The following is a 10,285-nucleotide window of genomic DNA, read 5'->3' as shown; positions in this document are numbered from 1 at the left end:
CCCGCACCCGTCGCGGCGCCCACGCCGCCCGCCGCGGTGGCCGCGCCCCAGGCGCCGCAGCCGCCCGCGCCACCGGAGGTCCGGGCGCGCTCCGAGGACGGCGACGCCGAGGACGGCGACGCCGAGGAGGACGTGCAGCAGGAGGTGCGCGAGGATATCCGCAAGCAGTTCCACCGCACGCGTGACCGGCTCAAGCGCAACAACCGTTCGGGCGGCCGCAACGTGGTCTCGCGCGGTCAGTCCCTGGAGGTGAAGGCGGGACAGACGGTGCGCAGCGCGGTCGTGTACGGCGGCAACCTCACGGTCGACGGCCACGTCGAGGACGACGCGGTCGCCTTCGGCGGCAACCTGGAGATCCGCGGTGTCGTGGAGGGAGACGCCCACGCCTTCGGCGGAAACGTCATCCTCAAGCCGGGCGCCCACGTGGAGGGCGACGTGTCCTCCTTCGGCGGCACGGTGGAGCGCGAGGACGGTTCGGACGTGGAGGGCAGCATCAACACCTTCGGCGGCGCGAACATCGGCCGCATCGTCGCCGGCGAGCTGAAGAAGGGCTTGAAGGAGCCCCACGACACGGGCCACAACGCCCACCGCGGGTCGGACGACGACGACGACAACGAGGGCGGCCTGGCCGGCTTCATCCTCACCTTCGCGGTGCTGTTCGGCCTGGGGTTCCTCGGCCAGATGTTCTTCCCCACCCGGATGAAGCAGTTGGGCGACGAGATCCGCGCGCGGCCGATGCAGAGCGGCCTGACGGGCCTCCTGGGACTCATCGCGATGGTGCCGCTCACGGTGGTGTTGTGCATCACCATCATCGGCATCCCCGCCGCGCTGGTGCTGTGGATGGCGGCGCCGCTGGCCGCCGCGCTGGGCTTCGCCGCGGTGGCGAGCGAGCTGGGCACGCGGTTGCCGGTGATGCGCGGACGCAAGACGCAGGCGGTGGTGCTGGCGCTGGGCCTGTTGGTGCTGCTCGTGGTGGGCGCCATCCCCGTGTTCGGAGTCATCGTCTCCTTCCTCGCGGCCATGGTGGCGCTGGGCGCGGTCATCCGCACCCGCTTCGGCTACCGCGGCCGGGGCAGCGGGATGCCGGAGCGCATCCCCACCTCGTCGGAGCAGCCCATCTGACGCACCGCCGCCGGCCATTGCCCGGCGCGTCATGAGGAGGGGCGGACAGCCAGCCCGGGCCCTCCCACCTCGCCAGTCCTCGGGGATCGTCACACGGCCGACACGGCCCGTGACGGTCCCCGAAGTCGTCTTAGAGAAGTTCCCACGCGCCATCACCGCGGCTGTCGGATGGGCTGCATGGCGGGGGTGCGTCATGCCTCGACAGGCTTTGACCACCCGGTCCGGGTACGCCATTTTGCGCGGCACCCATGCGACGCCTCAAAGACGCACCTTCGCGCGGCAGGGCCATCACCGTGGACCTCGAGGGCGAGAGCATCCCCGCCATCGAGGGAGAGCCGGTGGCGTGCTCCCTCATCGCCGCGGGCGAGTCCATGCTCGCCCGTTCCGTGAAGTACCACCGGCCTCGCGGCCCCTACTGCTTCGCGGAGGCGTGCTCGCACTGCCTCATGCGCGTGGACGGCCTGCCCAACGTCTACACGTGCCGCACGCCCGCCCGCGAGGGCATGAAGCTGGAGCGGCAGAACGCGTTTCCCTCCGCGAAGGTGGACGTGTTCGAGACCATCGACTGGTTCTTCCCCAAGGGGCTGGATCACCACGAGATGTTCGCGGGCGTCCCGGTGGCCGAGCAGGTGATGGCGAAGGTGGCCCGCCAGTTGGCCGGCCTGGGCCTGCTGCCGAAGGAGCCGGCGCCCGCGCCGCCTCCGACCCGCACGCTGCGGACGCGGGTCGCCGTGGTGGGCGGTGGGAGCGCGGGCCTCGCGGCCGCGCGCGTGTTGACCGACCAGGGCGTCCCCTTCCTGCTCTTCGAGCGCGCGGACCACGTCGGCGGCCGGCTGGCGCACGGGGCCCCGGAGTCCGGCGCCCCGGCCATGGAGGACGTCGCGACGTTCGCGCCGGACAGCGTCCGCCTGCGCGCCACCGCGCTGGGCCTCTACGACGACGAACACGGCCGCTACCTCGCGGTGGGAGCGTGGGAGCCGGAGGGGCCGCGCCTGCTCAAGGTCTACGCGGAGCGCTTCCTGCTGGCCCCCGGAGGCCATCCCCCGACGGTGCCCTTCGAGAACAACGACCTGCCCGGCGTCTACGCGGGCCGCGCGGCGAGCCTGCTCTTGCGCCGCTACGACGTCGCGCCCCAGGTGGCCGCGCTCGTGGGCTGGGGCCCGGAGCTGTACGCGCTGGCCGCGCTGATGGAGGACCGGGGCGTGAAGGTGGCCGCGGTGGTGGACCTGCGCTCCGCGCCGCCCCCCGGGGTGCATGCGCTCGCGGCGCAGGGCTCCGAGCCCAAGGCCCATGGCCTGCGGCACGTGAGCGCCTTCAGCTACACGACGACCTCCGGAGCACGTCAGAAGGTGTCGTGCGACGCGGTGCTGGTGTCCGTCCCGGTGAGCCCCAGCTTCGAGCTGGCGCGCCAGGGCGGAGCGAAGGTGGGCTTCGACAGCGCGCGTGGGCTGTTCCACGTCGCGGCGGACGCGGACGGGCGAACGGAATCGAAGGAAGTGTTCGTGGCGGGTGACGTCACCGGCGGCGGCACGGCGAAGCAGGCTGCCGAGGCGGGACGACGCGCGGCGCAGGCGCTGGTGGGAGGGCTGTCATGAGCAAGTCGTTGATCTGCTCCTGCGAGGACGTCACCGCGGACGACGTGCGGCACGCGGTGTCGCGCGGGTACTGCGACGTGGAGTCGGTGAAGCGCTACACCGGCTTCGGCACCGGCATCTGCCAGGGCAAGAGCTGCCTGTCGGCGGTGGCCGCGTTGCTGGAGAAGGAGAAGGCCCTCGCGCCGGACGCGGTGGTGCCCTTCACCCCGCGCCCCCCGCTCTACCCCACCGAGCTGCGCCTGCTGGCCACGGCGCCGGTGGACGAGTCCGTCCCCCCCGTGGGCGGCGTGCCGCAGGAGGTGGAGGTCTTCGCCTCCGCGCTGCGGCCCACCGAGCCCCTGCCCGCGAAGGCCAAGGTGGTCATCATCGGCGGCGGCATCATGGGGCTGGCGCTGGCGTACAACCTGGCGCGCGCGGGCGAGACGGACGTGGTGGTGCTCGAGCGCGGCTACCTCTGCGCGGGCGCCTCCGGCCGCAACGGCGGCGGCGTGCGCATGCAGTGGGGCACCCCGGCGCTGGTGGAGCTGGCCAAGCGCTCCATCGACCTGATGAAGGGCTTCGCCCGGGAGCTGGGCATCAACGTCTGGCTGCGCCAGGGCGGCTACCTCTTCATGGCGCGCACGGAGGCGGTGGCCCGGAAGCTGGAGCGCAACGTCACCCTGCACAACCGCTTCGGCGTACCCACGCGGCTGGTCACCCCGGACGCCGCGCGGGACATCGTCCCCGGCCTGACGATGAAGAACTGCGTGGCGGCGTCCTTCAACCCCGAGGACGGCGTCATCTTCCCCTGGCCCTTCCTGTGGGGCTACGCGCAGGGCTGCCGCAAGAAGGGCGTCCGCGTCGAGACGTACACGGACGTCAAGGGCTTCGAGGTCAGCGGCGGACAGATCCGCAAGGTGAAGACGGACCGCGGCGACATCGCCTGTGACACCGTGGTGCTCGCCGCCGGCGCCTGGAGCCCGGAGGTGGCGAAGCTCGTCGGCGTGCAGCTCCCCAACGAGCCGCACCGCCACGAAATCCTCAGCACCGAACCCCTCAAGCCCTTCCTGGGGCCGCTGGTGTCCGTGCTCGACTCCGGCCTGTACTTCAGCCAGTCCATGCGCGGCGAAATCGTCGGCGGCATGGGTGACCCGAAGGAGCCCGCGGGCCTGAACATGGGCAGCACGCTGCGCTTCGTCTCGCGCTTCGCCCAGGCCCTCATGGAGCAACTGCCCCAGGTGGGCCACGTGAAGGTGCTGCGCCAGTGGGCCGGCTGCTACGACGTGACGCCGGACAACAACCCCATCCTCGGTCGCACCCCGGGCCTGGACAACCTGCTGCAGATGTCCGGCTTCGTGGGCCACGGCTTCATGATGGCCCCCGCCGTCGCGGAGCGGATGGCGCAGTGGATGGCCACCGGCGAGTCCGACGAGCTGTTCACCCGCTTCAACCTGCGCCGCTTCTCCGAGGGCAGCATCGAGCGCGAGGACATGATCATCGGCTGAGCGCCCGCGCCCGCCGTCCCCCAGGGGCCGCGTCCACCCACGCATCGGGAGGGACCGCGGCCCCTGTACTTTTCCGCCCCTGTCCGGCGCGAGGACAGTGGCCCGCGGCGACTGCCCTCGAACGCGACACATTCCGAAATTCCAGGCAAATCCAGCAAGCACCGGGGGTTTGGCGCGGCCCACGTGAAGGGCCTTTACATCCGCAACGGGATGGCGGGAGCACGTCCGCACCACCTCGGGGGGCCCTCGCGTGAGCGCCCCGAGCGGGCGCGACGTGCCGTGGGCGTGGCACGCGAAGTGCCTGGGGGCACGGCGCGCGATCCCGCGCGAGGAGGAGTCCCCCGATGAACGCGAAGAGCATCCGTGCGCTGTGTCTGGTGGGTGCGGTGGGTACGCTGACCGCCTGCGGTACCGAGCAGCCGCCGGACGTGCCGGACGTGGAGGCGAACGAGCCGATGGCGTCGCAGGAGTCCAACGTCATCGTGGGTTCGGTGAACTGGGTGAGCGCCACGTCGCTGACGGGCACGCAGCGCACGCGCTCGCAGGCCGTGGGCTACCTCTCCATCCCCGCGGTGGGCAGCCGCTGCACGGCGTGGCTCGTCTCCGCCGACGTCATCATCACCAACAACCACTGCATCGGCAGCGCGTCCCAGGCCGTGGGCGCCCGCGCGTCCTTCAACTACGAGGACGGCGTCGCCTCGACGGCGCGCGTCTGGTACAACTGCGACACCTTCATCAAGACGTGGTCGGGTGACGACATGACGGCGGTGCGCTGCTCCGCCACCAATGGCCAGCTCCCCGGCAACGTCTACGGCTGGCTGACGGTGTCGGCCACCAACGCCGCCACCAACGCGAGCATCTACGTCGTCCACCAGAACTGCGACTACTACACGACGAGCAGCTGCTCGCCGACGAAGAAGTCCTCGCCGGGCGTCGTGAAGAACGCCAGCTACAGCACCACGGACCTCTCCTATGACGCGGACACGCTGGGCGGCTCGTCCGGCTCGCCCGTGCTGTCCTCCTCCACGCACCAGGTGGTGGGCCTGCACCACATCGGCCTGGGCGGCAACTCCCAGGGCCGCGGCACGGCCAACACCGGCGTGAAGGCCACGCGCGTCAAGGCGCGCCTCGCGGAGATCGGCCTCTAGTCCGGACGACGGCATCACCCCGACGTGGGCTCGCCGGCCAACACCGGCCGGGCGAGCCCCGCGGGCAGCCCCCGCGCCCCCAGCAGCGACTCGCGCCGGGCGCCCCGGAGCGCCAGCCGCCCCAGGCTCCGCTTGAGCGCGCGCGGCAGCAGCGGCAACAGCCGCATCACCCAGCGATGCCCCCACCCGGGGTACACCAGCGCCGCGCCGCGCTCGAAGCCCACGAGCGCCTCCGCCGCGCACCGGGCCACGGGAATCTGGAAGAACGGCCGCACCGCGTCCTCGCCCTCCTCGGCGTCCAACCCCGCCAGCGGCCCCGGCGCGACGCGCGTGACGACGACGCCCCGCCCCTCCACCTCCAGCCGGAGCGACTCGGTGAAGCCGTCGAGGAAACGCTGGGAGGCGGCGAACAGGGACGCCCCCGGCAGGTAGAGCTGCGCGGCGCCCGAGCCGATGTTCAGCACCCCGCCCCGCCCCCGCTCCAACATGGCGGCGAGCAGCCGGTGCGTGAGCAGGGCCGGCACCCAGACGTTCGAGCGCAGCACGCCCTCCAGACGGGACCAGCCCTCCTCGGCGTACAGGCCCCGCGTGCCCTCGGCCGCGGCGTTCACCAGGACGTCCACCTTCACGAAGTGCGCCTCCAGCGAGGCCAGCAGGTCGTCCACCTCGCCCGCGTCGCACACGTCGCAGGGCTTGAGGATGACCCCGAGCGTGGGGAAGCGGGCGAGCAGCTCGTCGCGCAAGGGCTTGAGCCGCTCCCTGGAGCGGTCCACGAGCACCAGGGTTCGCACCCGACGCGCGAGCTGACGCGCGACCTCGCGCCCGAGTCCCTCGGACGCGCCGGTGATGAGGACTGTGCCTTGGTCGATGGGAGGACGCATGGGGAGAGGCTCCTCGGCTCCGGTAAGCTGTTCATCCTGCGCATCCGCTGCGCCTGACGCCCGCCCCTCCGCAAAGCCTGCACGCCCGCTCCACCAGCCACCGGGCGGACGCTGGCACGCAACTTCCACTGCGAGCCCGTCAGCCCCATTCCCGTAGACAGGGGCACACACCCCTTCGACCGCTTCGAGGTGATCCATGGCCGGGCCCAGCCGCATTCTCGTTCCCGTCGACCTGACCGAGGGCTCCCGGTCCGTGCTCGACTACGCGCTCCAACTCGCCCACCCCTTCGGCGCCACCGTGGACGTCGTCCACGTCTGGGAGCCGCCCCAGTACGTCGCGCCAGACCTCCTGGTGGCCGCGCCCGGCTGGAACGCCATGTCCCTGGAGCAGGTGGCCGTGGACACGGCGCGCAAGGAGATGACCACGCTGCTGCAGGGCCTGGAGGTCCCACCCGTCCCCGTGAAGCAGCGCGTGCTGGTGGGGGAGTCCTCGTCCACCATCCTCGACCTGGCGGAGAAGGAGGGCTACGACCTCATCGTCATGGGCACACACGGGCGACGCGGCCTGCCCCGGCTGCTGCTGGGCAGCGTGGCGCAGAAGCTCGTCTCCCGCGCCCCCTGCCCCGTGCTGACGCTGCACGTCTCGCCGGAGAAGAAGAAGTAGCGCTCCGGACGCGTCGCCCTACCGTCCGAGGGCGGCGCGCGCGGCGGCCTCGCGGCGGCGGGCCGCCAGCACCGTGGGCACGGCGAGCACGGACATGGCGGCCATGACGAGCACCGCGCCGGCCAGCTCCCGGCCGCCCACGCCCCGCATGCCCAGCCACCACGACAACCCCAGCGTGGCCACCACCCCCGCCAGCACGCTGGAGGCGCGGTTCACCGGCACGGAGAAGGCGTTCTCCCGCGAGTCCAGCAGGATGAGGCCGCCGAAGATGCCCGTGCCCTGCGACAGGAGCCCCACCAGCACCTCCTCCAGCAGCGTGCCGCGCGAGAAGGCCCCCACGAAGCCCTCGCGGATGTCCGCCGCGGGCCCCGCCCCGCCCCACAGCGCCACCAGCGCGAGGACGATGACGAGCACCGGCGTGGCCACCATCTGCTCCTCCACGAAGTAGCGGATGGAGAGCGACTTGTCCTCGGACTTGGCCAGCCGGCTCATCGCCCGCAGGCGGATGAAGTAGCTCACCAGGTAGATGCCCACGTCCAGCCCGGCCACCAGCGTGAGCGTGGCGCGCGCCTCCGTGCCCGACGCCACCACCACCGCCCCCAGGCTCAGCGCCAGCGCCACCCACGACGGCCAGCGGACCTTGCGCCGGCTGAGGGCATCCACCACGGGGGCGATCACCAGCACGCCGCCGCGCATCAGCAGCATCATGAAGACGATGGAGGCGCCCTCCAGCGTGTACGCCAGCGTCGTGGTGCCGATGATGGCCGCCGAGCACAACCCGGACAGGAACGTCCACGGCCCGGGTACGGGCACGCGCAACCCCAACACCTGGCGATGAGCCGCGTAGCGCCACCAGCGCTTGAGCGACAGGAAGACGAACATGCCCACCATCGACGTCATCGCGCTCACCGGCAGCAGCGCGAAGCCCACGATGCCGTGCTCCATCTCCGGCAGCGCCCCGCTCGACAGCGCCTTCGTCAGCGCGCTGTAGGGGGCATAGGCCGCGAAGTAGCCGAAGGCATAGGCCCAGATGGTCAGGTCGTGGGAGTCGTCGTGTGGCGTCTGCATCGTTGCCAGGACATACCTCGCGGAGGGATTTCCGCCCCCACGCTAGTGCAAGGCATGGGCCTCTACCCACCCCACCCGAGGGAAGCGGACCCATGCAATGGGTGTGGGATCGATGCGTAGGAAGGTTTGTCCCGCTCGCGCCAGGAGCCCGCCATGCGCCCGTCCCTGATTCCCTCGTTGGCCCTCATGACCACCCTCTCCTTCCCCGCCTTCGCCGAGGACGCGGCGCCGAAGCAGACCGCCACCCCGAAGGTGGTGTGCGCCGCCCACTCGAAGGACGGCAGCCGCGTGGTCCAGGGGACCGACCTGGTCATCGAGGCGGGCGAGAAGGTGAAGGACGTGGTCGCCCTGGAGGGCAACATCATCATCCGCAAGGGCGCGGAGGTGGAGGACGCGGTCGCCATCCGGGGCCGCGTCATCGTCGAGCCCGGGGCCCGCGTGAAGGGCAACGTCGTCTCGCTGGGCGGTGAGATCCGCGTCCAGGACGGCGCCGAGGTCCAGGGGGACGCGGTGGCCCTGGGCGGCAAGCTCGTCGTGGGCAAGGAAGGCCACGTCGAAGGCGACCGCGTCAGCATGTCCTTCGAGTTCGGCGGCAAGGACCTGGTGCGCTCCATCATCGAGGAGGCCCTCGAAGACGAGCCCGGGTGCCACATCCTCGACGACGACGACGACCAGGACGCCTGAGCCCCTCGCCGCCCCCCCCGCGCTAGACGGCGCTGGGGGCACCCTGGGGCGAGTCATCGCCCCGGGTGAGCGGCTGGAGCGAGGCGCGCAGCGAGAGGATCTGATCTCGCGCCAGCGTCTTGAGCTTCTCCACGTCGTCGAGCGTCATGCCCTTGGTGGAGATGGGCGTGCCCACCGTCACCAGCCCGCGCGAGGTCGCGAAGCGCCACGAGTGCTTCGGCAGCGCCCGGCGGGTGCCGCTCACCGCCAGCGGCAGCACGTCCGCCTGGGTCTCGATGGCGAGCCGGAACGCGCCGTCCTTGAACGGCAGCAGTTCGTCCGTCTTGGAGCGGGTGCCCTCCGGGAAGATCATCACCGGCATCCCCTTGGCCAGCCACTCCTTGCACCGCGCCATCGCGCCCGTGGCGGACTCGCGATCCCCGCGGTGCACCGGGATGTCCCCCGCGAACCACATCATCCACCCCACGACGGGGACCTTGAAGAGGCTGGCCTTGCCCAGCCACTTCATCTCCCACGGCAGGTGCGAGACGAGGAACGGGTCCGCGTTGGACTCGTGGTTGCTCACCACGACGGTGTTGGGGGCCACGGAGGCGGGCACCGCGCCGTGCACCCCGAAGCGCCAGTAGGGCGTCAGCTTCGCGGCCGTCACGCCCACGAGCCGGAAGCAGCGCCCGACGATGGTGCGCTTGCGGTCGAACGGGAGCGTGAAGATGACCAGCGTGAGCTGCACGAAGAAGCCGATGAGGGCCACCAGGCCAATCTCGATCCACGTCCAGATGGAGAGCAGTGCGTTCATGAGTCCTCGCGAAGTCCTTCAGACGACCGCGTTGTCCAGGTCCACGCTCACCGGACAATGGTCGGAGCCCGACACCTCCGGGTGGATGGCCGCGCGCTTCACGTAGGCCATGGCCCCGGGTGAGGCGAGCACGTAGTCGATGCGCCAGCCGATGTTCTTCTCCCGCACGCCGAAACGCTGGCTCCACCACGAATAGTGGCCGCCGCCCTTCTCGAAGTGTCGGAAGGTGTCCACCCACCCCGCCCGCAGCCACCGGTCCAGCTCCTCGCGCTCCTCCGCGCGGAAGCCGCTCGTCTCGCGGTTCTCCCGGGGCCGGGCCAGGTCGATGTCCTGGTGCGCCGTGTTGAAGTCCCCCACCACCAGCACGCGCTGGCCGTCGCGCAGGGGCTTGTCCAGCGTGTCGAACAGACGCCGGTAGAAGGCCAGCTTGAAGGGGATGCGGCTCAGGTCGCGGTCCTTCCCGTTGCCGTTGGGGAAGTAGACGTTGGCCACCGTGAGCTTGCCGAAGCGGGCCAGTTGGACGCGGCCCTCGGCGTCCATCTCCGTCACGCCCAGGCGCGTCTCCACCGCGTCCGGCACCTCGCGGGAGAACAGCCCCACTCCGCTGTAACCGGGGCGCTCCGCGGACGAGAAGTGCGTCTTCCAGCGCGGCGGGGTCCGCACCTCGTCGGGGAGCTGGTCGGCGCGCGCCCGGACCTCCTGGACCGCGACGACCTGCGCCCGCGCACCCGCGAGCCACGGCAGGAAGCCCTTGCCGTGCACCGAGCGCAACCCATTCACGTTCCACGAGACGACTCTCACGGGGAACGCTTATGGCCCGCCCGGGCCGGGTTTTCCAGCCCC

General features: G+C 71.5%; 10 protein-coding genes. 6 read left to right on the top strand and 4 right to left on the bottom strand.

Annotated elements, in window-relative coordinates; all coding sequences use genetic code 11:
• The 4 genes from LZ198_RS16720 to LZ198_RS16705 all read left to right on the top strand — a co-directional run.
• A partial coding sequence (locus tag LZ198_RS16720; protein ID WP_253972972.1) for a bactofilin family protein occupies positions 1-1,122 on the top strand: 1,122 nt, incomplete at its 5' end.
• A 248-nt stretch (positions 1,123-1,370) separates the two neighbouring features.
• Entirely contained in the window at positions 1,371-2,717 is a 1,347-nt protein-coding gene (locus tag LZ198_RS16715) for a 2Fe-2S iron-sulfur cluster-binding protein (RefSeq protein WP_253972971.1), read from the top strand.
• Positions 2,714-4,201 (top strand): FAD-dependent oxidoreductase, encoded by a 1,488-nt coding sequence (locus LZ198_RS16710; protein ID WP_253972970.1) that lies wholly within the window; start codon positions 2,714-2,716, stop codon positions 4,199-4,201. Before LZ198_RS16715 ends, LZ198_RS16710 begins: the two co-directional genes overlap by 4 nt.
• Before the next feature lie 344 nt (positions 4,202-4,545).
• A complete protein-coding gene (locus LZ198_RS16705) occupies positions 4,546-5,349 on the top strand; it encodes a trypsin-like serine peptidase (protein WP_253972969.1) in 804 nt (267 codons plus the stop codon).
• Between the two features lie 14 nt (positions 5,350-5,363).
• Here LZ198_RS16705 and LZ198_RS16700 read toward each other — a convergent pair whose 3' ends face one another.
• On the bottom strand, positions 5,364-6,230 hold the full coding sequence (locus LZ198_RS16700; protein WP_253972968.1) for an SDR family NAD(P)-dependent oxidoreductase: 867 nt from the start codon (positions 6,228-6,230) through the stop codon (positions 5,364-5,366).
• A gap of 196 nt (positions 6,231-6,426) precedes the next feature.
• Between LZ198_RS16700 and LZ198_RS16695 the strand changes: the two genes are divergently transcribed.
• Entirely contained in the window at positions 6,427-6,894 is a 468-nt protein-coding gene (locus tag LZ198_RS16695) for a universal stress protein (RefSeq protein ID WP_253972967.1), read from the top strand.
• An 18-nt stretch (positions 6,895-6,912) separates the two neighbouring features.
• Here LZ198_RS16695 and LZ198_RS16690 read toward each other — a convergent pair whose 3' ends face one another.
• Entirely contained in the window at positions 6,913-7,962 is a 1,050-nt protein-coding gene (locus tag LZ198_RS16690) for a hypothetical protein (RefSeq protein WP_253972966.1), read from the bottom strand.
• A 153-nt stretch (positions 7,963-8,115) separates the two neighbouring features.
• On the opposite strand from LZ198_RS16690, the gene LZ198_RS16685 reads away from it, so the two are divergent.
• Positions 8,116-8,646, top strand: a complete 531-nt coding sequence (locus LZ198_RS16685; RefSeq protein ID WP_253972965.1) for a bactofilin family protein — start codon at positions 8,116-8,118, stop codon at positions 8,644-8,646.
• A 22-nt stretch (positions 8,647-8,668) separates the two neighbouring features.
• Here the strand turns inward: LZ198_RS16685 and LZ198_RS16680 are convergent, their stop codons facing one another.
• Together LZ198_RS16680 and LZ198_RS16675 are read right to left on the bottom strand one after the other, a co-directional pair.
• A complete protein-coding gene (locus LZ198_RS16680; RefSeq protein WP_253972964.1) occupies positions 8,669-9,442 on the bottom strand; it encodes a lysophospholipid acyltransferase family protein in 774 nt (257 codons plus the stop codon).
• An 18-nt stretch (positions 9,443-9,460) separates the two neighbouring features.
• Positions 9,461-10,243, bottom strand: coding sequence for an exodeoxyribonuclease III (locus tag LZ198_RS16675; protein ID WP_253972963.1), 783 nt, complete (start codon positions 10,241-10,243; stop codon positions 9,461-9,463).
• Positions 10,244-10,285: the final 42 nt, after the last annotated feature.

This window comes from Myxococcus dinghuensis (assembly GCF_024198235.1).
Taxonomy (GTDB): Bacteria; Myxococcota; Myxococcia; order Myxococcales; family Myxococcaceae; genus Myxococcus; species Myxococcus dinghuensis.
The sequence above is the reverse complement of the archived record's forward strand: the minus strand, read 5'-3'. Positions and strand labels throughout refer to the sequence as shown.